Below are 25821 nucleotides of genomic sequence, written 5' to 3' on the forward strand. Positions count from 1 at the left end.
GTTCATTGAAACCAATTTGAAACCGAAGTTTCTAATTTGATTATCATCAACGAGTGCCCACACAGATTGATAGGTTTATATTGTTAAAGAGCTTTCTTCTTTGTGACCGGAGTCACTTCGGAAGAGGCGGCCATTCTAGCGAGATAATCTTCAGTGTCAAACACTTTTTGCTTTTTATTTTACTTTTTCGAAAGTAAAGGCAATTGACTATTTCGTTTTGCTATTTGACCTGTCTGACTGGCTTAAACTCTTGTGAGCCCTTGCCCTGTCGACGAGGTGGCATTATAGAGATCGTAATCACATTGGCAAGGGAAAAATTAGAAAAATTGCAAAAATAACGTCTAACCGCGCAATAAGCGTCCAAAGCGTTATTTATTCAACTTTACCCCAATAATAGAAACAAGATACTCACAGACTTATCCACAATTGGTATAAAAATAAAAGGCCGCTTTAATAGCGACCTCTCTCTTTACACAGATTCTAATCCAATCTTGCTCTATATAAGAGGATCAAATCCCTGATCCATGTTGCTCACCGTCATCTTCATGAAGACCACACTCTCGTTTCAAGCCAAAGAAACGGGTTTCTTCTTCACTCATACCCGGCTCCCACTTTCTCGTCGTGTGGGTATCACCAACAGATAGATAGCCTTCATCCCAAAGCGGATGATATTTCAGTCCGTGCTCTTCTAAGTAATAGTGGACGTCTTTATTCGTCCAATCGATAACTGGCAGAAACTTAAACACACCATTTTGAACAGACAATACCGGTAAGTTTTCTCGAGACTTCGATTGCTCGCGGCGTAAACCAGAGAACCATGTTCCGACTTGCAGCTCATTTAGAGCCTGACGCATAGGTTCAACTTTATTGATCTTGTTGTATTTCTCGATCCCTTCTAAACCTTGCTCCCACAGTTTTCCATAACGCGCTTCTTGCCAATTTGGACTTTGCTGCGCTCGGTACACTTTGAGATTGAGATTTAGCTGTTCAGTCAACTCATCAATAAAGCGATACGTTTCTGCAAACAGATACCCAGTGTCAGTCAGGATCACTGGCATATCCGGCTGCACTTGTGTAACCAAGTGAAGCATTACCGCGGCTTGAATACCGAAACTGCTCGATACGGCATGTTGGCCTTCCAGATTTTCTATTGCCCATTTGACGCGCTCTTGGGCAGTCATTTCCTCAAGCTCTGAGTTTATCTCTGCAAGATGGAGCGCTTGCTCCGTCTTTGTCATTGAAAGCAACTCTTTAAGCTGAGGTTTAACAGCTACAGAATTATGCATGGAAATCCCTTTTGGAGATCACGACTTCTTCGATGATCCCAGTTCTAATAGTGAAATCACCAAATGCTTCTTCTGGTTGACGCTCAGTTGCCCAGCGGCCTACCAGTTGATCGATCTCTTCTAAGATCTGCGCATCGGTAATATTCTCTTTGTACATTTTTGGCACGCGAGTACCAGCTCGGTTACCACCTAAATGAAGGTTGTAACGTCCTGGCGCTTTCCCTACTAGACCGATTTCAGCCAGCATGGCGCGGCCACACCCGTTTGGACATCCTGTGACACGAAGAATGATGTTCTCTTCTTTTGGCAAATCGTGTTTCTCAAGAATTTGCTCAACGTCAGTAACAAATTGCGGCAGAAAACGTTCAGCTTCAGCCATGGCAAGTGGACACGTAGGAAAAGCAACACACGCCATCGAGTTTTTACGCTGCTCACTGACGGAGTCGTCCATCAAACCATGATCACGAGCGATTTTTTCAATCGCTTCTTTCTGTTCTGTAGGTACACCAGCAACGATAAGGTTCTGGTTGGCGGTCATGCGAAAATCACCTTGGTGAATTTTGGCAATTTCAGCCACGCCGGTTTTAAGCGGTTTGCCAGGGTAATCAAGCAAACGACCATTCTCGATAAACAGTGCTAAGTGGTGCTTACCATCGATGCCTTCAACCCAACCGATGCGATCGCCGCGGCTAGTAAACTCATACGGACGTGATGCTTCAAAAGCAATGCCAGCACGTTTCTCTACTTCGGCTTTAAATACATCAATACCGACACGGTCGAGAGTGTATTTGGTTTTCGCGTTCTTACGATTTGAACGGTTACCCCAATCCCGCTGCGTCGTCACCACGGCTGCAGCCACATCTAGCGTTTTTTCTAGAGGAATAAAGCCAAAGTCATCGGCGCGGCGCGGGTATGTCGAAGTATCACCGTGAGTCATTGCCAAACCACCGCCAACTAAAACGTTAAAACCCACCAGCTTGCCATTGTCAGCAATCGCAACGAAGTTAAGATCATTTGCATGAACATCGATATCGTTATGCGGTGGAATGACTACCGTGGTTTTGAACTTACGCGGCAGATAAGTGCTACCCAAGATTGGCTCTTCATCTGTGGTTTCAACTTTTTCACCGTCTAGCCAAATCTCTGCGTAAGCGCGAGTTTTGGGTAGCAGATGTTCACTGATTTTTGCCGCCCACTCATAGGCTTCTTGGTGTAGCTCTGACTCTACTGGGTTTGAGGTACACAATACGTTACGGTTCACGTCACCAGCGGTTGCGATAGAATCAATGCCAATGCTATTGAGGGTTTGGTGCATCAATTTAATATTTGGTTTCAATACGCCGTGAAATTGGAATGTTTGACGCGTCGTTAAACGAATACTGCCGTAGAGTGAGTGTTCGGTTGCAAACTTATCGATCGCTAGCCATTGCTCTGGCTTGATGATGCCACCAGGCATACGAGCTCGAAGCATGACATTATGCAGCGGCTCCAACTTCTGTTTGGTACGCTCCGCACGAATATCGCGGTCATCCTGCTGATACATACCGTGAAAACGGATCAGCTGGAAGTTGTCTGCGGTAAAGCCACCAGTGATGCGATCTTGCAGATCTTGCTCGATCGTGCCGCGTAGAAAGTTGCTCTCTTTCTTTAGGCGTTCGTTATCGGAAAGTGGACCAAGCACTTGCCCTAATACTTCTTGCTGTTCACTCATTAGTACACATCCCTTTGATAACGTTTTTCTTTACGTAAGCTATTAATAAATTCTTCTGCATCTTCGCGAGCTAAATTGCCCTGCGCGACAGTCACTTCGATAAGCGCTTCATGTACATCTTTGGCCATGCGCGTCGCATCACCACATACATAGATGTAGGCGCCGTCTTGAATCCACTGCCAAACTTGCTCGGCGTTTTCGAGGATTCGCTGTTGAACATACACTTTTTCTGCTTGGTCACGGCTAAATGCCACGTCCAACTTGCTCAACACTCCGGATTTCAAATACTTTTGCCATTCCACTTGATAGAGGAAGTCTTGAGTAAAGGTACGGTCGCCAAAGAACAACCAGTTTTTACCTTCCGCATCTCGGCTTTCACGCTCTTGAATAAAGCTGCGGAACGGTGCAATACCTGTACCTGGGCCAATCATGATAACCGGCGTGTTGTCATCAGCTGGTAATTTGAAGTTGTTGTTGTGCTCGATAAACACTTTCACTTCATCGCCTTCTTCCAAACGATGGGAAAGGAAGCTTGAAGCACCACCAAAGCGCGCTTTGTCACCGTGCTGGTACTCGACCACACCCAAAGTGAGGTGGACTTCATCTTCGACTTCCGCCTGTGATGAAGCAATAGAGTAAAGACGAGGTGTCAATCGGCGCAGCAAACTTACCAATTGCTCTGCACTCAGTTTGGTTTGTTGCTCAGTAAGCACATCCACGACTTGGGTATTGCCTGCGTATTCGCGCAGTGCGTCTTTATCTTCCACCAGCTCCAGTAACTTTTTACTTTGCGATAGCTCAGCAAACTTAGTCACCAGTTGCGGGTTTGCCGCGGTAATTTCATATTTGCAAACCAAAGCACTATGAATAGAGAGGCTTTCACCGTCGACGTCGACACTCTCAACGCCAGACAACCCAACCGCAGCCAAAATTTCATTCGCCAGTTCTGGGCTGTTTTCATACCAAACACCCAACGCATCACCCGGCTGATAGCTAATGCCAGAACCATCAAGATCAATTTCGATATGACGCACGTCTTTGCCAGAGTCACGACCGGTGATTTTCTGGTTAGTCAGCAACGTCGCGGTATAAGGATTCTGCTTAGTATATTGAGAGCCTTCTGACGCTGCGCTTTGGCCAACAGGTAATTGCACAACTTCCGCTTCAGCACCAGCAAGCGCCTGTTTGACTTTTTCAAGTGCCGCAGCGCGCCAAGTTTGCGCATCGGCTTCATAATCAACATCGCAATCAACGCGATCGATAAATGGCGTTGCACCTTGTTTGGCTAAGAACGCATCGAAATCTTTACCGGTTTGACAGAAGAACTCGTAGCTTGAATCACCCAGACCAATCACACCGTATTGCAGGTTTGGCAACTTAGGGGCTTTTTTCGATTGCAAAAATTCATGCAGTTCAAGCGCGTTATCCGGTGCTTCACCTTCACCATTAGTCGAAGCCACGATAATAACGTGGGTTTCTTTAGCTAGGTTCTTGCCTTTGTAATCGCTGGCGTCAAAAAGCTCAGCATGAATACCTGCAGCTTTCGCTTCATGTTCTAACGCTTCAGCAACACCTTTGGCGTTACCTGTTTGCGAGGCATAAATAATCGTTAACTTACCCGCAGGCTGAGCTGACGAGGCAACTTGAGCGTTAGCCACACCCGCCACACCAGTAGGTTGTGCTTGGCTGATTCCCCAGAAATAACCACTGACCCATGCCAGTTGTTGTGGAGAAAGTTGAGAAACCGTTTGTTGCAGCTGGTTTAGCTGCTGATCATTAAGCGGGCTTGCTAGAGCCGGCATTTGTTGTAATTGCGTGTTTCCGGTGGAAGACATGGTCACGACATCCCTTTTCATTGCGTGACGATAGATTAACCACTTCAGTTAATAACAAGAAAGAATAGAAGAGAATGTTTTATAACGATTAGAATTAAAAAGCGCGGTAAGAGTGAGCAGTATTTATTTGTTTTCCACTCTAACTTGTTTGAAACCGACCGCCATGGCCGATTTTGAGGCAAGATCCAGGTCGAGGTATTGACACTCTTCTCCCTGTGAATCCGTTAACAGTACAAAGCCACCTTTGGAGTGGCGAAACTCGACAATCCAACTTCCTTCCAAAGCAGAAGGCTCGATGATGGCTTCGATAAGCAGATTTTCGCGGTACAAATTTCTCAGTTCGTTGATCGTCATAGAATCCCTTATCCCTGTTTCGATCTGTGCTTAATAAGCATGGCTAATTGCTAAAAACTTGCTGAAAAATTTTTGTCTATATAAGAAATAGGTATAAAAAAACGCCACTTTAGAGAGTGACGTTTTAATAACTTCCAGCTGATCTTAAAACTGATATCGCATTCCAACAAACCAACCGTCAACAAAGACATAGGAATCACCGAGCGTCGGTGATGAAAACTTCTCAGATTGTAAGTCGATGACACGATAACCGCCACGCATGACTAGCTCATGCCCCTCTGTTGGCATTCGATACTGGAGCGCGGCAATAAAGTCGGTACTTTTAAAGCCATTGTTATCAGCAAAGTTCACCTCACCGACGATATCTGCTGGCGTATTAGGCACATTAAGCTCAGCAGCCAGAAACCAAGTCATCTCAGTTTCATCAAAATCACTGCGCTGATTGTTGTAGGCATTGCGGTATTCAGTATCCGATAAATTCATCAGCGATACACCAGCGTTAAAATGCATCAGCTCATGATCTAAAACTCGGTAATAAAGAGTCAGGTCGTATTTATCAAAAGCCAAGTAGTTGCTATCTACGGTGGTGTAACGAAACCGAGCGTTTGGCACAAAAGCAAAGTCATTTTCTAGCGTAATGTAGCCACTAGGCGCAGCATCGTGATCACGACGAATTTCGTTAATCTTAGTATCGCCAAACCACATATCAGCACCAACGCTGACTTCAAAATGCTCCGCCGCACAAGCTGGAAAAGCAAGCCACGCTCCCAACGCGCCCGTCATCCACAATATCGACTTTGATTTCATGTACGCTCCTACCTAAACGCGGGATCTACCCAGTTTTTGTTTTGTGCTAGATAGTAGCATCGTTACCAATCTCACTTATTACAAATCCCACGATTTACCTGCGTGGCTGATAGACACATTTTTTGAAAAACCACACACCTAGCACGATCACAATCAACCATGGCAGCAACTTCATAGCCGCGCCGACCATACCGATAATGGCCATAACAAACAAAGCCAAACCTGTAGCAGCAAAAATCGTAAACATGGTTACGCCAGTCACCAGCAAAGTGGCCACAAATACCAAAATAAAGATAATCTCGAACATGATGGTTTCTCCTTGTTATCGCTACTTGTATTGCATGAACCAAGCCAAAAGAATGATCATCATAATTACCTGAAAAATAATATAAAAAAACGGAGCCAGTAAACTTAGCTCCGTTTGATTATTTTTAATTAGGTAAATTTAACCATCTAATGGTGAAATTCACACATCCAGCTCTTGAGGAATTTTTGCCAAAGCTGCTTGGACGACTTCAATACCAGAGCCCGGTTTATGCGCGTTTTCACTGATGTAGCGACGCCATTGGCGTGCGCCTGGCATGTTCTGGAATAACCCCAGCATATGGCGAGTGATGTGACCGAGGTAAGCCCCTTGCGATAACTGTTGCTCAATGTATGGATACATCTCTTCCACGACTTGGCGACGCTTTTTCACTGGCGCATCAGAGCCAAACAACTGCTGGTCAACCTCAGCCAGAATATAAGGGTTTTGATACGCTTCGCGTCCTACCATAACACCATCAAGGTGCTGTAGATGCAATTTGGCTTGTTCAAGCGTAGTAATGCCACCATTAACGGCAATCACCAACTCGGGAAAATCTTTTTTGATCTGATAGGCACGTGGGTAATCAAGTGGTGGGATCTCGCGGTTCTGTTTTGGACTCAAACCGGATAGCCAAGCCTTACGAGCATGGATAGTAAATTGTTCACACCCGCCCTTTTCAGCAACGGTTGAAACAAACTGGGTGAGAAACTCGTAAGAATCTTGCTCATCGATTCCAATACGGGTTTTTACCGTCACTGGAATATCAACCACAGCTTTCATCTCAGCAACACACTCGGCCACCAGCTCAGGCTCAGCCATTAAACATGCGCCAAAACGACCATTTTGAACTCGATCTGACGGGCAGCCAACATTCAAGTTAACTTCATCGTAGCCACGCTCCTGCGCCAATTTCGCACAGTGCGCTAAATCTTGCGGATTAGAGCCGCCAAGCTGAAGTGCCACCGGATGTTCTTCTCGGTTATAAGCAAGAAAATCCCCTTTGCCATGAATAATCGCACCCGTCGTCACCATTTCGGTATAAAGCAGTGTTTGCTGCGATAACAGGCGATGGAAGTAACGACAATGGCGATCTGTCCAATCCAACATAGGTGCTACAGAAAAACGGCAAGGTTCGAATTGCTTGATTTTATCGGGGTTAGACACTGATTTACCTCAATATTTTTTGTTCAGTTATTGCCGTCAATCTCATGGAATTTCCCTAAAATTCGCTTACTTCACGCATTGCGAACTCCGCGGTAAAACGACAGAGTAAAAATTGTGGGCGCATTATACACGGAGAATCCAATACTTTTAAAAGGAAAGCTCTTACTAAATCATTTGGCGTGAAAAGAGTTGAGCAATTCACTGGAGATTCTATTTATGTATTCCGTTATGACGGTCAGTTGATGGTGAAGCGTTTGCAGTTCTCAAAGGACGGATTGGCCATGGTCAGTGATAACGACACTTACAAGGATAGAGCCTTACAAAGTCCGAAATCAACAACAATGATTTTGAGATTATTGGCGAGGTAGTTTGGTCAGGACAAAGGATGTAAAAGCAAGTGAAGGGGTATAACCCCCCTTCACTCAAGCGATCATGAATTAATATAGCTATCCATATTTTCCTTTAATTTATTAATAATCCCTTGCCCTTTAGCGAGTTTATCCCCACCACCTAATCCTTTATAGACACTAACTACAATATCGTAAGACTTTTCCAAAACTTCATCATTAATGTCTTTAGGATTTATTTCAGAAAGAGAACGGAATCCGGGAAATTTATTATTAGCAAGTAAAACAGCACAAAGATAAACAATATAGAATTTAATATTGTTTTTATCAGATGTAATTAACTCATCTTTATTCCTCAGAATGCGCTCTACTTCTTTTCCTATCAATGCAGCCACATAGTAAGATTTAACATCATTATTGTCTTTATTATATAACTTTTGATAAGACTCATTATCTTCAAGCAAAGTAGATGGTCTAGCTCTAGCAAAATCAGGCTTCTGCATCGTAATAGCCATCAAACATTGAGCTAAGAAAGGAATACTCACAATATCACTAGGCTTCTTACCATCATTCTTATAATAATTTTTCCTTCGATCATAAAAGAGACCTCTTGGTTTTAGGTAATCTTCAATATCTCGATGAATAGCATCCGTTGCACGAAGTGAGGCCTTAGGGATAGGAGTTTGACTGTTAGTAGCCCTAATGATTTTGTCTCTGCTAGCTTCATTATCTGGAACTATAACTCTTACAAGTATATTCCTAGAATCTTGATATTCCTTATTTTTTTCAGAGAAGAATCTATAGAGCTCTGTAGATGTTTGAAGCCCATTAACTATTTCAGGGTTGTGTATGATCAACTCTTTTCCACCAGGGGCTGAAACATCACTTGCTAGAACTGTTACCCCATTATTCAGCCACCAAAAATCTTCAGCAGAATCACCTAATTCCAAAGTTTCTTTTATATCAAGATTAACATTACTTCGCCCTTGATAGTCTCGGACATTAGATTCAAAAATATGCCTAATAACTTTTCCATCATCATCTGTAATAAAATCATGATAATTGCGTAAAGCAACCAACGAAATGAAGACTTTACCTTGGGAAGATAATGGGTTCTCAGCCAGTTTCAGAGTAAAGACCTCATTTTCTTTTTTTCTATATATTTCAAGAAGCTTGGTTGCTCCAATGGTATCAAAGGATACTTCAGCTTCAGTTAAAATATCAGAGACATCAGCTTTAAGTTCAGCGATCTGAGCTTCAACATTAGGATGAACATGAATACCTTTACTCACATAATAATACCGAACTTTCAGTTTTGGTTTTTTTGTCAATAATGAAAAATATGTCTCCTTAAAAAGACTGAATTTTGATAGTACTATCTCATTATATCTACCTTTAAAGCTATCAGGATTAAAATCCAAATCTAATAGGTTTTTACTCAATTTCCCTAATTTAAGAACCGCATCTTCACCAAAAGACTTCTCATTTTTACTCTGAATTATTACTAACTCTATGACCGCATTTCTTTTATAATTTTCTGCTACGTTTGAGTCCTCATCGATCAAGTCATCATTAACAAAAACATAAATAGAGTCAGCTCCACCATCAAGAGAAGTCCCACAGATCCCCTTTTCTATTTCATCATAGCTTAAGTCATAATTTCTTAATAATTGAGATGATGTATAAAACTCAAAAAAACTATCTTCCGTTTTATATTCAGAATTGTTTGAATACTCTTGCTGAACAATTTGGTCGATTAATACCTGATCATTTTTAGACATTTAAAATCCAGACAATTAATTAATATATTATTAATATAATATCTAAAATGACAGCCAATATGCAACTGAAAGCACCTGATATGTGATTCATTTAAAATTATATTTGTGTAGAGCTACCTTGGTTTGAAGCTAATCCCCCTATAAAACCTAACCTATTGTTTTAATAGTCTATACGATCCAACCGAGTATGGGAGCGACGGAGAAGCGGCAAGGTTCGAATTGCTTGATTTTATCGGGGTTAGACACTGATTTACCTCAATATTTTTTGTTCAGTTATTGCCGTCAATCTCATGGAATTTCCCTAAAATTCGCTTACTTCACGCATTGCGAACTCCGCGGTAAAACGACAGAGTAAAAATTGTGGGCGCATTATACACAGAGAATCCAAGACTTTTAAAAGGAAAGCTCTTACTAAATCATTTGGCGTGAAAAGAGTGCTCGAACTAGAGAAGCAAGGGGGACTCGGTGTCGATAGGTCAGTACCCTCCGCGTATTACTTGATAAGTACATGAGTGGCCGAGATTTATGGGATAACTCAGGGCGCACCAAACGCTATGTCATCCGTATGCTCAGGGAGTGTGGGAGCCAGCCCTTCACATCGGTTTTGAGGGTGACGCCGACACCTATCCCATTAAATAGGACGCTGACTGCCGCAACAATCAGCGTTTGATACTCGGCCATTAGTCGAATTCTTTACGAAACGTTTCCCAAAGCCCAAGCAACCGACACCGCAGTGCTAACAATGCCGCCATATTGCCCCCCCGTCAGTCGTTACGCTCGCGGTCAGTAGATCAGGGTGACCAGAAGCAAGGGCGATACCCGCACCAACCAGTGCTACGCCTTTTTGGGTTGAGGGTTGATGGAATAAATACAAAAAAATAAGGCCGCTTAAAGCGGCCTGTTCACTAACATTCATGTCAAAAGTAGTCTTAGAAAAATCGGCGTGCGATCTTTCGAACCGTACCAAATACAACTGGAGCCTTACTATAGAGCTTGCCACGAGTGGTAAAGCGATTTTGCATGCCTTCCTCAAGGGAATACTTGCATGGATTGCACAAGCCACAAGGCGTATCGTTGATTGGAGAGAAACAAAACCAGGACATATTCAGTATGTCTAAATCCCCATCTTTCTTACATTCCTCTGCCATGTCGACTTTGGTGTAATTCAAAATCGGATACTTCAAAGAACCAAAGATAAGCTCCTCATCTGAGTCTCGCGCACCATCAGGATTATTCGCTCTTTGAGCCTCTAACTTGTTAACAAAAAACTCAGCTTTGTCATCACGATGAATGCATAACTCTAAATTACTGATCTGCTTTGAAAGCGCCGATAGCCATATATATTGTGTTCCCATAAAGTTCTGCTTTAATAATCGACTATGTGCTTGTTTGTACTTAGGTTCAGCCACTAAAGAATCAATATTGATATACTTAATCTCATTTACCGTGCCGTTAGAGTACTTAGCAGACAAAGCAGCGCGTATTTTCTGCATTTGTTTGATTTCTTTGAGACTTGACTGTCGGCTGGTATCAATAACGTAATACGGTTGAACAATGTTTCCTTGCTTAACGGCCTGAATGACTCGAAAAGACGAATCCCACCCTCCCGTCCAAAGTACGTTGACGCATTCGTTACTACTTTCGTTATTCATTGTAAAATTTCCCCATCCACACATTATGAAATCAAACTCATACTAAAATTCTCATTGTGGGAATCCGCTAAGACTAGTCTGATTTTTCATCTCAATTTCTGAAGTCAGTAAATCTATTTCATCGCGCAAGAACCAAAATTGTTCACGAATCAGTCCAGCGACAAACCTTGCTGATGTTTGAATAGAGCGGCAAGTGGAAGGCGATGTATGATATTGAGGGATTGGTTAGATATAATGTTCTAACTGATGCGATCTTGTCGGTATCGTTTTGGTCGTGAATAGAGTAACGTATAGGATTCTCTTGGTATCAACGACGTACGTGTTTTAATACTATTTTCGAAGGTTGTAATTTGATCTTAATGAGAAAATTATTGTTTCGATACCAACTCTCATACGAAAATAGTATATGATTAACGTAGTCCAATAGTGATGGTGAAAATTTTGGACCAACAGCTAACAAAGCAAATTGAAGACATATGTGCGGCACGCGGAGTCAGGCTGACACCGCAGAGAAAACGTGTATTTGAGCTTATCTGCGCCAGTAAAAAAGCGTCCAGCGCCTATGAACTTTTGGACGAACTTAAGCTGAGTGAACCTCAAGCTAAACCGCCAACAGTCTATAGAGCTCTCGATTTTTTAATGGAGCAAGGGTTCATTCATCGAGTGGAGTCGACCAACAGCTTTATCTCATGTTGTTCCTGTAATGCCCATAAACATTATTCTCACTTACTGATATGTGATCGCTGTGCAAACGTTACCGAGATACAAAATGATAACTTGGTGGCTTTGTTAGAACAGAACGCAGAGAAGCATCAATTTCAAATCACGAATCATGTGATTGAATCTCATGGTGTATGTGCCTCTTGCTCCTCTGAAAAAACACAATAAAGCTAAAGAAGAAGATTTATGCGCGCTGAATTTGTAAACCCATTTTTAGCTTCTTTGATGAATGTGCTAAAAACAATGGCTTCACTTGAGCTGAAACCTCAAAAACCAAGAGTTAAGAAAGACGAAATTGCTCGTGGCGATGTGTCTGGTTTAATTGGTTTGGTCGGCCCAAAGACAAAAGGCTCGATGTCGATTACATTCGATGAAAGCCTAGCCTTGGAAATCATGGAAAATATGTTGGGTGAAAGGCCCAATGGGTTAAATGACGAAGTAACCGACATGGTAGGTGAAATCACCAACATGGTTACGGGTGGCGCAAAACGTATTCTGGCCGAAAGTGGCTTTGACTTTGATATGGCAACCCCAGTGGTGGTTTCCGGTAAAGGTCATACGATTCGCCATAAATGCGAAGGGGCTATTATTATTATGCCGTTTAGCTCTCAATGGGGTAACGCGTTTATCGAAATCTGCTTCGAATAACGTCAGTGTTAACTGTTACTCATTAAAAGCTTCCTTGTGGAAGCTTTTTTGTTTTTAAAACCCGCATTCTTAAACCACAATATTTCTACGTTGAAACTCGGCAAGGCAAGCTTCCACCATTGTGGTTATGCTCTCTTGATCAGAGAGTACGATTTCCGGCTCCGAAGACGATCTAGCCCTAGTTACTCGCCCACTTTGCGTCGGTTCAACATTAGGTTCAACGCCCCTAATCTCCACTTGCAGAAATTCATCACGCTTAAACAGATCGCGCAAATATTGAAATTCAGACTGGCTCTCCAAATTAACGGTCGCTAACACGATTAATTGGGTATCAATAAGCAGTTTGGCTAGATGCCCAATCCGACGTAGATACTCGCGGCAGTCTTGTTCGGAGAAACCCAAGTCACTGCATAAGCCGTGACGTAATGTTTGCTCATCCAGCAGAAAGTAACGACAGCCAAACGCTTTAAGCTTTTGCTCCATCCCGCGAGCAAGCGCTAACTTCTGCTCTTCCCGAGCAGCAGAAAAACACACCAGTATGGGTCGCTCGCTTTTTAATTGGGCTCGAGTCGTTTTATCGACTATTTCTGGCTCCTGAAAAGAACGCTCTGAAAGCTTATCCATCATCGTCACTTTGCTTTAAAAAGGGAAAAAGTACGGAATTAAACTCAGCACTAAAGTGGAATACGTCAGCGACATAGGAATGCCGATGCGCAAATAATCTTTAAGTCGATAATTACCGATGCTGAATACCAAAAGGTTGGTTTGATAGCCGTATGGAGAAATGAAGCTGGCGCTTGCACCGAATAACACCGCCATCACAAAAGGCATAGGATCAACGCCATAACTCATCGCCATGCTATAACCCAGCGGAAATGCCAAGGCTGCCGCGGCATTGTTTGTCACTAACTCGGTGAGAATCAGCGTGAGTAAGTAAGTCGCCACTAACGCGCCATACACACCAAAACCATCAAAAGTGTGCATGAAAAATTGACCGACGCTGGCGGATAATCCACTGGATAACATCAATTGGGCAATCGACAGCGCAGAGCCAACGATGACCATAATATCGATTGGGAAACGCCGTCTCAGTTCGCTGAGCTGAACAATACCAGCGGCAAGTAGCGCCAATAAATACAGAGATAAACCTTTAATCAGTGGCAAAACATCCAGCAGCGATACACCAATTACAGCCACAAAGCCAAGTAAAACCAACAGCGATTTTTTATCATCAAGCCGCGCGCTAGAATCAAGATCGTTAACCTGAACAAACTCTCGGCGCTGAGTTTTACGTTCACTATTAAAGCGCTTACCTGGCACCAAAACGAGAGTATCGCCAGCGCTGAGTACAACACTTCCTAACCCACCTTCAAGACGCTCATGCCCCCGGCGAATCGCGACCACTACCGCATCAAACCGCTCACGAAATCGGCTGGCTTTTAATGTGCTACTACAGATACTTGCCGAAGAACTGACCACCACTTCAATCAAATGCTGACCATTCAAGTGATGCTGTCCAAACAAAGTTAAGCCGTTAATTTCCTGCAGCGTGGCGACGCTCTCTATGTCGCCACAAAATAGCAGCCTGTCCCGAGCCTGGAGCTCAAAATCTGGCTTCACTGAAGCAACAGTCTGGCCATCTCGGATGACTTCGGCCAAAAATAGCTTACGCAGCGCACGCAAATTATTTTCCGCGATAGTCTTACCAACTAACTGAGAGCCGGGTTCTACGCGCGCTTCGAGAAAATAAGGCAGGTCATCTTGACCGCTATCATCGTTATTAGGTAACCAATAACTAAGGGGGATTAAAATAACCAGTCCGCCCGCGAGCACCGCCAAACCAATCAGCGTTGGCGTGAAAAAATGCAAACTTGGCAAGCCCGCATCTTCCACAAAGCTGTTGATGATCAAGTTCGTTGAGGTACCAATTAAGGTTAATGTGCCACCTAAAATAGCGGCATAGGAGAGAGGTAATAATAGCCTTGATGGCGCATGGGTTTGATTACGTTTTACCGCGCCAATCAATGACACCACCACCGCAGTATTATTGGTAAATGACGACAGAAGCGCGGTAGAAAGCCCCAATTTTGCCACTACGCTGCCGAGTCGCTGGCTCGATAAGCTGCGGCTCACCCAACTGATTAAGCGGGTTTTCTCTAAGGCGCAGGAAGCCAGAATCAACAGCACTAAGGTCAAAAGCGAAGGGTTAGTAAAGTTATTGGCCAAATCACTTAATTCTACCGAACCACTAAGAAAAGCAATAAAAGCGGCGCCAAAGAAGATGAAACTCGGTTTTACGCGAGTGAACACTAACATCGCGACGATGCCGAGTAATACCGCTAATACAAATTGCTGTTGCCACATAAGTGAATCCCAATAAGCGATAGATTAAGCGTATTGACGCTCGCCGCACTGCTCTTGATTAAACCACTTAAGCTTTTCAGACAAAGACACCACCTCTCCCACCACTATCAAGGAGGGCGACTGTGCATCTTTTGAGAGTTCAGCGAGCTGTGCTAATTGACCAGTAAACACTTTTTGGCTAGCTTGAGTCCCGCGCTCGATGATCGCTATCGGTGTTGAAGCTTGACGGCCGTGATCGATCAGTTGCTGCTGAATATACTCAGACTTCATCAGCCCCATGTAGATCACGAGTGTTTGCTGGCCACGAGCTAAAGTAGACCAATCCAGATCATCACTTTCCGCTTTTAAATGCCCAGTGATAAACATCGCTGATTGTGCGTAATCACGGTGTGTGAGAGGAATGCCTGCGTAAGCTGTCGCTCCAGCGGCTGCGGTAATGCCCGGCACGACTTGAAAACGCACTCCGGCATCAAACAACACCTCCAGCTCTTCCCCACCACGGCCAAAGATAAACGGATCGCCACCTTTAATGCGTACGACGCGATGGCCTTGCTTGGCAAAATCGACCAATAACTGATTGGTTTTCTCTTGAGGGACGCTGTGATGGCCTGCGCGTTTACCAACACAGACTAAAATAGTATCGGAAGGTACTAAAGCCATGATGTCGTCAGAGACCAAATAGTCGTAGAGCACCACATCGGCTTGCTGCAGAAAACGCAGCGCTTTAACGGTTAACAGATCTGGGTCACCCGGGCCGGCACCGATCAGCGCGACCTCGCCAGGCTGAAGCTGAGCAGGCGAAGAGCCAGAAACAGAAAACAAGCGGGCTTGCCCCTGACGAGAAGTCGGAAATTGCGAAAGAGTATCCTTGGTGGTCATAGCTGCGGTCCAGTCCATATGCTTGTCTGCATTATGGCGCCGTCAACATATTACCTGAAATTCTAAAATTTCATTTTTTATTCTAAATACTGATAAGCATAACGACCACAGCCTAAAAACCCTGTGGGGCAAAAATGGGAATCCGCCATGATAGATGCCGAGCAAAAGTGCGAGAGTTCACAAATTGTCACCTTTGCGAATTCTCCTTACATAACATTTTGTTAAATTGGTTCAGGTACATTCCAACAACTCTCTCGGAGCTTAGATAATGAAACTGGCAGTGAAACCTCTCTCTATAGCCGTGCTTGGCGGCATGCTAACCATGGCTGGAGGCGCGATGGCGCAAACGATCAATCTGCGCATCATTGAAACCACTGACATTCACACGAACGTGATGGATTACGACTATTACAAAGACAAAGCGTCGCTAAAAATAGGCCTCACTCGCGCGGCAACGCTTGTCAAACAAGCTCGAGAGCAAGTGCAAAATAGTGTGCTCGTTGATAACGGTGACTTGATTCAAGGCAGCCCTATGGGCGACTACATGGCATCAAAAGGCATCAAGCCTGGGGAAGTTCATCCGGTGTACAAGGCGATGAACCAATTGGGTTACGAGGTGGGCAATATCGGTAACCACGAATTTAACTATGGACTGAGCTTTTTAAAAGAAACCATTAACGATGCCAATTTCCCTTACATCAACGCCAACGTCTACGACCAAAAAACGGGGCAACATTTCTTCACTCCATATCTAATCAAAGAGTACACAGTACAAGACAGCGACGGTAAATCTCAGCAGATCAAGATCGGTTACATCGGTTTTGTGCCACCTCAAGTCATGGTGTGGGATAAAAAGAACCTTGATGGAAAAGTGTATGTTGAAGATATCAAAGCCACCGCCGAAAAGTATGTTCCTGAAATGAAAGCCAAAGGCGCTGACATCATTGTCGCGATTCCGCACTCTGGTGTTTCATCTGAGCCGTATAAGAAAGGGGCTGAAAACTCTACTTATTATCTCGCCGATGTGAAAGGCATTGACGCTATTACCTTTGGCCATTCACATGCGGTCTTTCCTGGTAAAGGTTTTGACAACATTCAAGGCGTCGATAACCAAAAAGGCACCATCAACGGAATTGCCGCTGTCATGCCAGGCCGCTGGGGCAGCCATGTTGGCGTCATTGATCTCACTCTAGAACAACAACAAGGCAAATGGCACGTCGTTGATGGACATAGTGAGGCGCGACCAATCTTTGATAGTGCGCATAATAAGGCTTTAGTCAATGCCGATGCGGGTATCGTAAAAGCCTTAGAGGCCGATCACAAAGCCACTCGTGATTTTGTCAATCAACCGATTGGCCAAGCAAACGATGTGATGTACAGCTATCTCGCTCTGGTTCAAGACGATCCCACCATTCAAATCGTCAACTTGGCACAAAAAGATTATGTCGAACAGTTTATTCAAGGCGACCCGGATCTTTCGGATCTGCCAGTTCTTTCGGCAGCCGCACCATTTAAAGTCGGCGGACGAAAAAATGATCCCAGCAACTTTACTGAAGTGGAATCTGGCCAGTTGACCTTCCGTAACGCCGCCGACCTGTACTTATATCCAAACACACTGGTGGCGCTGAAAGTTTCAGGTAAGCAAGTTCAAGAGTGGCTCGAATGCAGTGCCGGGCAGTTCAATCAAATTAAAACCGATGTGAGTGAGCCACAATCGCTGCTCGACTGGGATGGCTTTAGAACCTATAACTTCGATGTTATTGATGGTGTTAACTACCAAATCGACGTCACTCAACCGGCCAAATATGACGGAGACTGCCAACTCAAAAACGCAGAAGCTCAGCGTATCGTTAACCTGACTTACCGTGATAAGCCGATCGATCCTGCGCAAACCTTCCTGATTGCAACGAACAACTATCGTGCGTATGGCAACAAATTTGCCGGAACTGGTAGTGACTTTATTGCTTTTGATTCTCCGGATGAAAACCGCGCAGTGGTGGCAAACTACATTACTCGCGTCAGCCAAGAGCAAGGTGAAGTCACGCCGAGTGCTGATAACAACTGGTCATTCGCACCAATCAGCTCGGCGACCAAGCTTGATATTCGCTTTGAAACCTCTCCAAGTGATAAAGCTGCCCAGTTTATTAAAAACAAAGGCCAGTACCCTATGAAGCAGGTTGCCAGCGACGACAGTGGTTTCGCTGTCTACCAAATTGATCTTCAAAAGTAGTAGCAAGTTCACTAAAGTAAAAGCCACGAAATATCGTGGCTTTTTATTTAACCAATCGATTGAGATTTTCATGTACCAACAACAGATAAGCGAGATGCTGCTAAGCAGCGGCTTTAGCCAGCAACAAGCGCAAAAGCTGCTTGAAATAGGCTCCGTTTTGGAGTTACCGACACGCCACGTGCTGACGCATCAAGGGCAATCGATTGAACAGGTATACTTGCTGGTACAAGGGATTTGTTTAGAGCAATGGATTACGCAGCAACACGAGGCTGTGACCAAAACTTGCAGCTGGCCGGGAGAGTGGCTACTGCCCTCCGAGCCGTTAACTGAACAATATATTGCCTCTACACTCGTTGAGACGCTCACCCCATGCCTATTGCTGTGTTTACCGGTTGAGCACCTTATTCGTTGGCGCACACATGTTGAACCTCTCTATCAAAACTTGTTAGAGCAACGCATAAAAGCAGACCACCAAAAAACAATGTTCCAGAAATTATACTCACCTAGTGAACGTTACCATCTGCTTAGTCAGCAATTTGAGAGCGAACTGGACATGCTGAACGTATATCACTTAGCCCAATGCTTAGACACAACTGAACCCCAAATCGAACAAATCTTGCAAGCGCATCAATCGTGCAATGATTAGTTTTCATTCCTTTGTATTTCACCCATTGAGCGTCGACACTAATGATTAACTGGCAACGAATGACTTTTCAACAGCTGACAAATGTTCAGCTTTACCAACTGTTAAAACTGCGAGTGGATGTTTTCGTAGTCGAGCAGAATTGCCCTTACCCTGAGCTGGATAATAAAGATCTCGAGCAAGAGGTTTACCAACTGGTGGGCTTTATTGGCCAAGATATTATCGCCTGCGCTCGTTTACTACCACCCGGAGTCAGTTACCCGAGTGCCAGCATAGGCAGAGTCGCAACGTCAAGTCAGCATCGTGGAGGCGGATTGGGCCATGAACTGCTCAAACAAGCGATTCAGAATTGCCTTGAATTGTGGCCGGCCAGTGACATTGAGATTGGTGCCCAGCAGCACCTTGAGCAGTTCTATCAACGCCACGGCTTTGTAACAACATCAGAAATGTACCTGGAAGATGATATCCCGCACATTGATATGAAACGTTCAACCAAGTAGACGGGCTATTTTTATTTACTACGCCCAAAACCGCCGTCAGATAAACGGAAAAACATCACCGAGTGACTGCCTTTATCGAGTTGAAGAATATCTAAAGACCCATCGGCGGCAAGTTTAAATCTCACTAATTGACCTTTCTTAATATAACTTAAAGGTTTATCAGCACCTTCTACTCTAACGAGTGCATTTAAGTCAGATAACGGAAGGCCGTTATTGCGAAATACCTGCGATAAAGTGTCGCCACTTTTAACTTGGTATTCTTTCCAAGCTTTAGATTTAAGCGCGACTTGGCCGCTAATGGTTTGCTCACTTAAACCTTGTGCGTTAATACTCACTTCTACGCGTTGGTTCAGAGCAGGGGCTGAATCTGAACTCGACGGCGAAGGAAGCGGAACAAACAATAATAACGCGACGACAACCACTAACGCCGTCAGCGCACGTTGATGGAACTTGGGCAATCGCGTCCAGAGCTCACGAACTTTTTGTACGTAAGAATGCCAATCAAATTGCGATAGTTTTTGTTTTACGCTTTGAGTCATATCAGCCTTTGGCTTTTTCCTACGGCGATTCATTCCTACTTAGCCTCCACTTAGTGATTGATTACAAGTATAAAAACAGCGCAAGCTGACGTATAGCGAAATTCCGTTGATTCGGTGAATAAAAAGTAAAATCTCTCATTCATGGGTGACAAAACCCGATCTAAGTCTCATTGCTATCGATGAAAAAAATCAGCCAAGATCGACCGTTTCATCAAGGGTTGAGAACTGGTATCCTGTCCCATTCTATACGTAACACAAAGAGAGACAGTCATGTCTGAAGTAAAATTCGAAACTGTAGAACAAAAAGCAAGCTACGGCATTGGTATCCAAATGGGCCAACAACTAGCGGGCAGCGGCCTTGAAGGTCTAAGCGTTGACGCTATCGCTGCGGGTATCGCTACTGCACTTACTGGTTCAGAGCCAAGCATTGAGATTGACGAAATCAATCAAGCATTGCAAGCGATGCATCAAAAAGCGGAAGAAGCTCGTCAAGAAGCAGCAAAAGCAGCTGCAGCTGACGGCGAAGTATTCCTAAAAGACAACGCTCTACGTCCAGAAGTGACTGTACTTGATTCAGGTCTTCAATACGAAGTATTGACTGAAGGTACTGGTGAAGTTCCAACTTCTGACAAACAAGTACGTGTTCACTACCACGGTCAGCTAACTGACGGTACTGTGTTTGATAGCTCAGTATCACGCGGTCAACCTGCAGAGTTCCCAGTAACTGGCGTTATCAAAGGCTGGGTTGAAGCTCTACAAATGATGCCTGTTGGCTCTAAGTGGAAACTATACATTCCGCACGATCTTGCTTACGGCGAGCGTGGTGCTGGTGCAGCGATCCCTCCATTTGCAGCGCTTGTATTTGAAGTTGAACTTCTAGACATCCTGTAAGAAATTTCGCAAACAATTGACATCAAGCGGCGCATAGCGCCGCTTTTTTTATTTTACAGTACGAGACACATTCAATGCCTGACAAGGAAAGAGAATCTGTCATGAAACCAACCCTATTACGCTCCCTGCTAATTACATCTCTTGTAACCGCCCTACCAATTCAAGCGGCTTCCATCGACTTCAGCAACACAGATCAAACAAGTATCTCCAACGCGATCAACAGCGCTTTAGAACAAGTGCAAGGCAATACAGAGTTAACTAATGATCTCTCGAACCAACTCAATGTAAGTCCGATGCAAGCCGCTGGAGGCGCGGGTGCGCTGCTAGCCTTGGCACAAAATAATCTCGGGCAAAACGAAAATGAGCAACTTGGTGAAATTCTTCCCGGTGTCGACCAATTAACCAGTCTGAATTTATCTGGTACATCAAACTTGCTATCAAGCGTGAACTCATTGAGTGATGTGAATCGGACGTTTTCCGAACTGGGACTAGATACAGAGATGCTAGAGCAATACGCGCCGTTGCTGCTGGAATATTTAAAGCAACACAAAGCAAATCAAGACTTGCTAACGTCACTCAGCGCTCTATGGGGTGTGAAATAGATTCGAAACAGAATACTGCAGATATAAAAAAGCCGAGCATAACGCTCGGCTTTTTCAATAACGAACTGATTACTCAGCAGCTTCTTCAGCAGCTGGGCGATCAACAAGCTCAATGAAAGCCATTGGAGCTTTGTCACCAGCACGGAAGCCAGCTTTTAGGATACGAGTGTAACCGCCCTGACGAGCAGCAAAACGTGGACCTAATTCGTTGAATAGTTTTGCAACGACTTCGTTGTCACGAGTACGAGCAAATGCTAGACGACGGTTAGCAACACTGTCAGTCTTAGCTAGTGTAATCAAAGGCTCAACGACGCGACGTAGCTCTTTTGCTTTTGGCAAAGTAGTCTTGATAACTTCATGACGTACTAGAGAGCTAGCCATGTTGCTGAACATCGCTTTGCGATGACTGCTGTTGCGGTTGAGTTGACGACCACTCTTACGATGGCGCATGACCTAATCCTTCTAACTAGTATCGATTAATCTTCAGCGATAGACGCTGGCGGCCAGTTTTCTAGGCGCATACCCAGAGAAAGGCCACGTGATGCAAGTACGTCTTTAATCTCAGTAAGAGATTTTTTACCAAGGTTTGGCGTTTTAAGTAGCTCAACCTCAGTGCGCTGTACAAGATCACCGATGTAGTGAATCGCTTCTGCTTTCAGACAGTTAGCAGAGCGAACTGTTAGTTCAAGATCGTCTACAGGACGCAGTAGGATCGGATCGAATTCAGGCTTCTCTTCTTTCTCTTCTGGAACTCGTACATCACGAAGATCTACGAATGCATCCAATTGTTCAGCAAGAACTGTTGCTGCACGACGGATAGCTTCCTCAGGTTCTAGAGTACCGTTCGTTTCCATATCGATGACTAGCTTATCTAAGTCAGTACGCTGCTCTACACGAGCTGCTTCAACAGAGTAAGCAATTTTATCTACTGGGCTGTAAGTTGCGTCAACCAGTAGGCGACCAATAGGACGCTCATCTTCTTCGGTATGGATGCGAGCTGAAGCCGGAACATAACCGCGACCACGTTCCACTTTGATACGCATTGCGATCTCAGCGTTGTCATCAGTTAGGTGACAGATTACGTGTTCAGGGTTAGCGATCTCTACATCACCATCATGGGTGATGTCACCTGCAACCACAGGGCCCGAGCCTGATTTGTTCAGCGTAATGTACACTTCATCTTTGCCTTCGGCAACGCGTACAGCTAAACCTTTCAGGTTCAGAAGAATTTCAAGAATATCTTCTTGAACGCCTTCTTTCGTGCTGTATTCGTGTAGAACGCCTTCAATCTCTACTTCCGTTACCGCACAACCCGGCATAGAAGATAGGAGAATACGGCGAAGTGCATTACCCAGAGTATGGCCAAAGCCACGCTCTAACGGCTCAAGAGTTACTTTTGCGTGAGTCGTGCTGATCTGTTCGATGTCAACAAGACGTGGCTTAAGAAATTCTGTTACAGAACCCTGCATTGTGTCCTCTCTTTAGTTTAAACCTTACTTAGAGTAAAGCTCGACGATCAATTGTTCGTTGATGTCAGCTGATAGATCAGAACGTTCAGGCATACGCTTGAAAGTACCTTCCATCTTACCGGCATCTACTTCAATCCAAGTTGGTTTTTCGCGTTGTTCTGCAACTTCTAGAGCTGCTTTGATACGAGCTTGAGTTTTAGCTTTCTCACGAATAGAAACAACGTCATTAGCCGCAACTTTGAAAGAAGGAACGTTTACAACTTTACCGTTAACTAGGATAGCTTTGTGGCTAACTAGTTGGCGTGCTTCTGCGCGAGTTGCGCCGTAGCCCATGCGGTAAACTACGTTATCAAGACGACCTTCAAGAAGTTGAAGTAGGTTTTCACCAGTGTTGCCTTTTAGACGAGCTGCTTCTTTGTAGTAGTTACGGAATTGTTTTTCTAGTACGCCGTACATACGACGAACTTTTTGCTTCTCGCGAAGCTGAACGCCGTACTCAGATAGACGACCGCGACGAGCGCCGTGTACACCTGGGGCGTTATCAATTTTACACTTGGTATCGATCGCGCGAACACCAGACTTAAGGAACAAGTCAGTGCCTTCACGACGGCTAAGCTTCAGCTTAGGACCCAAATATCTTGCCATGATCTTTCTCCAATTATCCCAGAAACGTTAAACGCGACGTTTCTTAGGTGGACGACAACCGTTATGAGGGATAGGAGTCGCGTCAACAATGTTTGTGATGCGGAAACCAGCAGCGTTCAGTGCGCGAACAGTAGATTCACGACCTGGACCTGGACCCTTAACCATAACCTCTAGGTTCTTTAGGCCATATTCTTTAGCCATTTCAGCACAACGCTCAGCAGCAACTTGCGCAGCGAACGGAGTAGACTTACGAGAACCACGGAAACCGGAACCACCCGCTGTAGCCCAAGCTAGAGCGTTACCTTGACGGTCTGTGATAGTAACGATTGTGTTATTGAAAGATGCATGGATGTGCGCTACGCCATCTGCAACTTGCTTGCGTACGCGCTTACGAGCGCGAGTTGGTTGTTTAGCCATTGTACTCTACCTTCCCGATTATTTCTTGATCGGCTTACGCGGACCCTTACGGGTGCGAGCGTTGGTTTTAGTACGCTGTCCACGTAGTGGTAGACTGCGACGATGACGAAGACCACGGTAACAACCAAGGTCCATAAGACGCTTGATGTTCATAGATACTTCACGACGTAGATCACCCTCTACAGTGTACTTAGCTACACCATCACGCAGTTGATCGATCTGCTCTTCAGTTAGTTCACTGATCTTAACATCTTCAGCAATACCCGCTGTAGCTAGAATAGCTTGTGAGCGAGTTTTACCGATACCGTAGATCGCAGTTAGAGCGATTACAGCGTGTTTCTGATCAGGAATGTTAATGCCTGCTATACGGGCCACTATTCACTCCTAGTACTTTAAATAAAGAAATCCACCACAACAAAGCCCGTTGAGGATACGTTGCGGTTGCTACTTCTTTTGCACGCAAAAGGTAGGCCGAGGAATATACTCGACACTACCTTATATTTCAAGTAAAAATTTCTGCTGATTAGCCTTGGCGCTGCTTGTGCTTTGGCTCACTGCAAATCACGCGAACGACACCGTTACGCTTGATTACTTTACAGTTACGGCAGATTTTTTTAACGGAAGCACGAACTTTCATTGCTAAACTCCGTAAATGGAATCTGATGCTCGGGTCGTATTAACGACCGTAGCCTTTCAGATTTGCCTTTTTCAACACAGAATCATACTGTTGTGACATCATATGAGTCTGTACCTGTGCCATAAAGTCCATAATCACGACCACTACGATAAGTAGTGATGTACCGCCGAAGTAGAAACGTACGTTCCACGCGACCATCATGAACTCTGGAATCAGACAGATAAAGGTAATGTACAACGCACCCGCTAGGGTTAAACGCGTCATCACTTTATCAATATATTTGGCTGTCTGCTCACCTGGGCGGATTCCGGGTACGAATGCACCAGACTTCTTCAAATTATCTGCTGTTTCACGCGGGTTAAATACTAACGCCGTGTAGAAGAAACAGAAGAAAATAATCGCTGCTGCATAAAGCATTACATACAAAGGCTGACCTGGGCTAAGAGCCAAAGACACATCAGTTAACCAACCGAATGTGCTGCTCTCACCGTTCTGGCCGAACCATTGAGCCAATGTTCCTGGGAACAAGATAATACTAGATGCAAAAATCGCTGGGATCACGCCCGCCATGTTAATTTTCAATGGCAGGTGTGTACTTTGCGCTGCAAAAACCTTACGACCTTGTTGACGCTTCGCGTAGTTAACAACGATACGACGTTGACCACGCTCCATGAAAACAACGAAATAGATAACTGCGAACGCAACTACCGCGATAAGTAGCAGAAGAAGCACATGCAATTCACCTTGACGCGCTTGCTCGATTGTTTGACCGATTGCTTTAGGCAATCCAGCAACAATACCTGCAAAAATAAGTAACGAAATACCGTTACCAATTCCTCGCTCTGTGATTTGTTCACCTAACCACATTAAGAACATGGTACCAGTTACTAAACTCACGGTTGCAATCAGCGTAAACATGGTTTGGTTGATAACAACCAGATTGTCGACCATGTTTGGTAAGCCAGTTGCAATACCAATTGCTTGGAATGTTGCAAGTACAAGCGTGCCGTAGCGTGTATATTGGCTGATCTTACGACGGCCTGCTTCACCCTCTTTTTTGAGCTCCGCTAACGCTGGATGAACTACAGTCAACAATTGGACAACAATAGATGCCGAAATATACGGCATGATGCCCAATGCGAATATAGATGCACGCGAAAGAGCACCACCAGAGAACATGTTAAACATTTCAATGATGGTACCTTTTTGCTGTTCGAACAAATCGGCAAGTACAGCAGCGTCAATACCAGGAATCGGCACAAAAGAGCCTGCTCGGAAAACTAAAAGTGCACCTAATACGAATAATAAGCGCGACTTCAATTCACTCAAGCCGCTTTGAGCACTACGAAAATCTTGTCCTGGTTTCTTAGCCATCTGTACCTCAATCCTCGAG

General features: G+C 44.5%; 28 protein-coding genes and 1 pseudogene. 8 read left to right on the forward strand and 21 right to left on the reverse strand.

Translation table 11 applies throughout. The annotated features are described in order from the left end of the window. Window positions 1-509: 509 nt before the first annotated feature. The 7 genes from BLS03_RS20310 to dusA all read right to left on the reverse strand — a co-directional run bounded on the left by BLS03_RS20310 (window position 510) and on the right by dusA (window position 7464). A complete protein-coding gene (locus tag BLS03_RS20310; RefSeq protein ID WP_093278331.1) occupies window positions 510-1286 on the reverse strand; it encodes a phosphoadenylyl-sulfate reductase in 777 nt (258 codons plus the stop codon). Continuing rightward, complete coding sequence (cysI, locus tag BLS03_RS20315; RefSeq protein WP_093278335.1) at window positions 1279-2997, reverse strand: assimilatory sulfite reductase (NADPH) hemoprotein subunit; 1719 nt, start codon at window positions 2995-2997, stop codon at window positions 1279-1281. The genes BLS03_RS20310 and cysI overlap by 8 nt, the downstream gene beginning before the upstream one ends. Further along, window positions 2997-4832 (reverse strand): assimilatory sulfite reductase (NADPH) flavoprotein subunit, encoded by a 1836-nt coding sequence (locus tag BLS03_RS20320; protein ID WP_425445121.1) that lies wholly within the window; start codon window positions 4830-4832, stop codon window positions 2997-2999. Before BLS03_RS20320 ends, cysI begins: the two co-directional genes overlap by 1 nt. A gap of 123 nt (window positions 4833-4955) precedes the next feature. Then, window positions 4956-5186, reverse strand: a complete 231-nt coding sequence (locus BLS03_RS20325) for a hypothetical protein (RefSeq protein WP_093278341.1) — start codon at window positions 5184-5186, stop codon at window positions 4956-4958. Between the two features lie 144 nt (window positions 5187-5330). Then, entirely contained in the window at window positions 5331-5993 is a 663-nt protein-coding gene (locus BLS03_RS20330; protein WP_093278344.1) for a TIGR04219 family outer membrane beta-barrel protein, read from the reverse strand. Window positions 5994-6087: 94 nt separating this feature from the next. Further along, on the reverse strand, window positions 6088-6300 hold the full coding sequence (gene pspG / locus BLS03_RS20335; protein ID WP_093278346.1) for an envelope stress response protein PspG: 213 nt from the start codon (window positions 6298-6300) through the stop codon (window positions 6088-6090). A gap of 159 nt (window positions 6301-6459) precedes the next feature. Then, window positions 6460-7464 carry a tRNA dihydrouridine(20/20a) synthase DusA gene (gene dusA, locus BLS03_RS20340; protein ID WP_093278351.1) on the reverse strand — a complete coding sequence of 335 codons (1005 nt, stop codon included), beginning with the start codon at window positions 7462-7464 and terminating at the stop codon, window positions 6460-6462. A gap of 179 nt (window positions 7465-7643) precedes the next feature. On the opposite strand from dusA, the gene BLS03_RS25960 reads away from it, so the two are divergent. Continuing rightward, on the forward strand, window positions 7644-7832 hold the full coding sequence (locus BLS03_RS25960) for a S24 family peptidase (protein ID WP_425445122.1): 189 nt from the start codon (window positions 7644-7646) through the stop codon (window positions 7830-7832). A gap of 62 nt (window positions 7833-7894) precedes the next feature. Here BLS03_RS25960 and BLS03_RS20350 read toward each other — a convergent pair whose 3' ends face one another. The 3 genes and pseudogenes from BLS03_RS20350 to BLS03_RS20360 all read right to left on the reverse strand — a co-directional run bounded on the left by BLS03_RS20350 (window position 7895) and on the right by BLS03_RS20360 (window position 11244). Further along, window positions 7895-9592, reverse strand: coding sequence for an AIPR family protein (locus BLS03_RS20350; RefSeq protein WP_093278354.1), 1698 nt, complete (start codon window positions 9590-9592; stop codon window positions 7895-7897). 680 nt (window positions 9593-10272) lie between these two features. Beyond that, a pseudogene (locus BLS03_RS25965) lies at window positions 10273-10508 on the reverse strand (hypothetical protein). A gap of 13 nt (window positions 10509-10521) precedes the next feature. After that, a complete protein-coding gene (locus BLS03_RS20360) occupies window positions 10522-11244 on the reverse strand; it encodes a 7-cyano-7-deazaguanine synthase (RefSeq protein WP_176765652.1) in 723 nt (240 codons plus the stop codon). Window positions 11245-11673: 429 nt separating this feature from the next. On the opposite strand from BLS03_RS20360, the gene zur reads away from it, so the two are divergent. Both zur and BLS03_RS20370 read left to right on the forward strand, forming a co-directional pair. Beyond that, window positions 11674-12132 (forward strand): zinc uptake transcriptional repressor Zur, encoded by a 459-nt coding sequence (zur, locus tag BLS03_RS20365; protein ID WP_176765654.1) that lies wholly within the window; start codon window positions 11674-11676, stop codon window positions 12130-12132. An 18-nt stretch (window positions 12133-12150) separates the two neighbouring features. Further along, window positions 12151-12612, forward strand: a complete 462-nt coding sequence (locus BLS03_RS20370; protein WP_093278360.1) for a chemotaxis protein CheX — start codon at window positions 12151-12153, stop codon at window positions 12610-12612. A gap of 69 nt (window positions 12613-12681) precedes the next feature. Here BLS03_RS20370 and BLS03_RS20375 read toward each other — a convergent pair whose 3' ends face one another. The 3 genes from BLS03_RS20375 to cobA are packed head-to-tail and all read right to left on the reverse strand — an operon-like array spanning window position 12682 to window position 15855. Next, window positions 12682-13239, reverse strand: a complete 558-nt coding sequence (locus tag BLS03_RS20375; RefSeq protein WP_093278362.1) for an adenylyl-sulfate kinase — start codon at window positions 13237-13239, stop codon at window positions 12682-12684. Window positions 13240-13251: 12 nt separating this feature from the next. Further along, complete coding sequence (locus BLS03_RS20380; protein ID WP_093278364.1) at window positions 13252-14976, reverse strand: SLC13 family permease; 1725 nt, start codon at window positions 14974-14976, stop codon at window positions 13252-13254. Window positions 14977-15000: 24 nt separating this feature from the next. Beyond that, window positions 15001-15855, reverse strand: coding sequence for a uroporphyrinogen-III C-methyltransferase (gene cobA, locus BLS03_RS20385; RefSeq protein ID WP_093278483.1), 855 nt, complete (start codon window positions 15853-15855; stop codon window positions 15001-15003). A 268-nt stretch (window positions 15856-16123) separates the two neighbouring features. Here cobA and cpdB point away from each other — a divergent pair, with 268 nt between their 5' ends. The 3 genes from cpdB to BLS03_RS20400 all read left to right on the forward strand — a co-directional run bounded on the left by cpdB (window position 16124) and on the right by BLS03_RS20400 (window position 19228). Further along, on the forward strand, window positions 16124-18085 hold the full coding sequence (cpdB, locus tag BLS03_RS20390; RefSeq protein ID WP_093278366.1) for a 2',3'-cyclic-nucleotide 2'-phosphodiesterase: 1962 nt from the start codon (window positions 16124-16126) through the stop codon (window positions 18083-18085). A gap of 70 nt (window positions 18086-18155) precedes the next feature. Then, complete coding sequence (locus BLS03_RS20395; RefSeq protein WP_143015668.1) at window positions 18156-18731, forward strand: cyclic nucleotide-binding domain-containing protein; 576 nt, start codon at window positions 18156-18158, stop codon at window positions 18729-18731. Window positions 18732-18772: 41 nt separating this feature from the next. Then, on the forward strand, window positions 18773-19228 hold the full coding sequence (locus BLS03_RS20400) for a GNAT family N-acetyltransferase (RefSeq protein ID WP_093278373.1): 456 nt from the start codon (window positions 18773-18775) through the stop codon (window positions 19226-19228). A gap of 11 nt (window positions 19229-19239) precedes the next feature. Here the strand turns inward: BLS03_RS20400 and BLS03_RS20405 are convergent, their stop codons facing one another. Next, entirely contained in the window at window positions 19240-19800 is a 561-nt protein-coding gene (locus tag BLS03_RS20405) for a LysM-like peptidoglycan-binding domain-containing protein (protein WP_093278375.1), read from the reverse strand. A gap of 237 nt (window positions 19801-20037) precedes the next feature. On the opposite strand from BLS03_RS20405, the gene bamJ reads away from it, so the two are divergent. After that, on the forward strand, window positions 20038-20658 hold the full coding sequence (bamJ, locus tag BLS03_RS20410; RefSeq protein WP_093278377.1) for a BamJ family beta-barrel-assembly machinery protein: 621 nt from the start codon (window positions 20038-20040) through the stop codon (window positions 20656-20658). 101 nt (window positions 20659-20759) lie between these two features. Next, a complete protein-coding gene (locus BLS03_RS20415) occupies window positions 20760-21260 on the forward strand; it encodes a DUF2780 domain-containing protein (RefSeq protein ID WP_176765653.1) in 501 nt (166 codons plus the stop codon). 69 nt (window positions 21261-21329) lie between these two features. On the opposite strand, the gene rplQ is transcribed toward BLS03_RS20415, so the two are convergent. From rplQ to secY, 7 genes are all read right to left on the reverse strand, one after another. Continuing rightward, a complete protein-coding gene (gene rplQ, locus BLS03_RS20420; RefSeq protein ID WP_093278381.1) occupies window positions 21330-21710 on the reverse strand; it encodes a 50S ribosomal protein L17 in 381 nt (126 codons plus the stop codon). Between the two features lie 26 nt (window positions 21711-21736). Beyond that, window positions 21737-22729, reverse strand: a complete 993-nt coding sequence (locus BLS03_RS20425) for a DNA-directed RNA polymerase subunit alpha (RefSeq protein WP_093278383.1) — start codon at window positions 22727-22729, stop codon at window positions 21737-21739. Window positions 22730-22753: 24 nt separating this feature from the next. Next, complete coding sequence (gene rpsD, locus BLS03_RS20430) at window positions 22754-23374, reverse strand: 30S ribosomal protein S4 (RefSeq protein ID WP_093278385.1); 621 nt, start codon at window positions 23372-23374, stop codon at window positions 22754-22756. 27 nt (window positions 23375-23401) lie between these two features. Then, window positions 23402-23791: a 30S ribosomal protein S11 gene (gene rpsK, locus BLS03_RS20435; protein WP_001118870.1), complete on the reverse strand. Its 390-nt coding sequence runs from the start codon at window positions 23789-23791 to the stop codon at window positions 23402-23404. Between the two features lie 18 nt (window positions 23792-23809). Continuing rightward, complete coding sequence (gene rpsM / locus BLS03_RS20440; protein WP_093278387.1) at window positions 23810-24166, reverse strand: 30S ribosomal protein S13; 357 nt, start codon at window positions 24164-24166, stop codon at window positions 23810-23812. A gap of 148 nt (window positions 24167-24314) precedes the next feature. Then, entirely contained in the window at window positions 24315-24428 is a 114-nt protein-coding gene (rpmJ, locus tag BLS03_RS20445; protein WP_000868186.1) for a 50S ribosomal protein L36, read from the reverse strand. A gap of 39 nt (window positions 24429-24467) precedes the next feature. Next, a complete protein-coding gene (gene secY / locus BLS03_RS20450) occupies window positions 24468-25802 on the reverse strand; it encodes a preprotein translocase subunit SecY (protein ID WP_093278389.1) in 1335 nt (444 codons plus the stop codon). Between the last annotated feature and the right edge of the window lie 19 nt (window positions 25803-25821).

This window comes from Vibrio xiamenensis, from assembly GCF_900100015.1.
GTDB lineage: Bacteria > Pseudomonadota > Gammaproteobacteria > Enterobacterales > Vibrionaceae > Vibrio > Vibrio xiamenensis.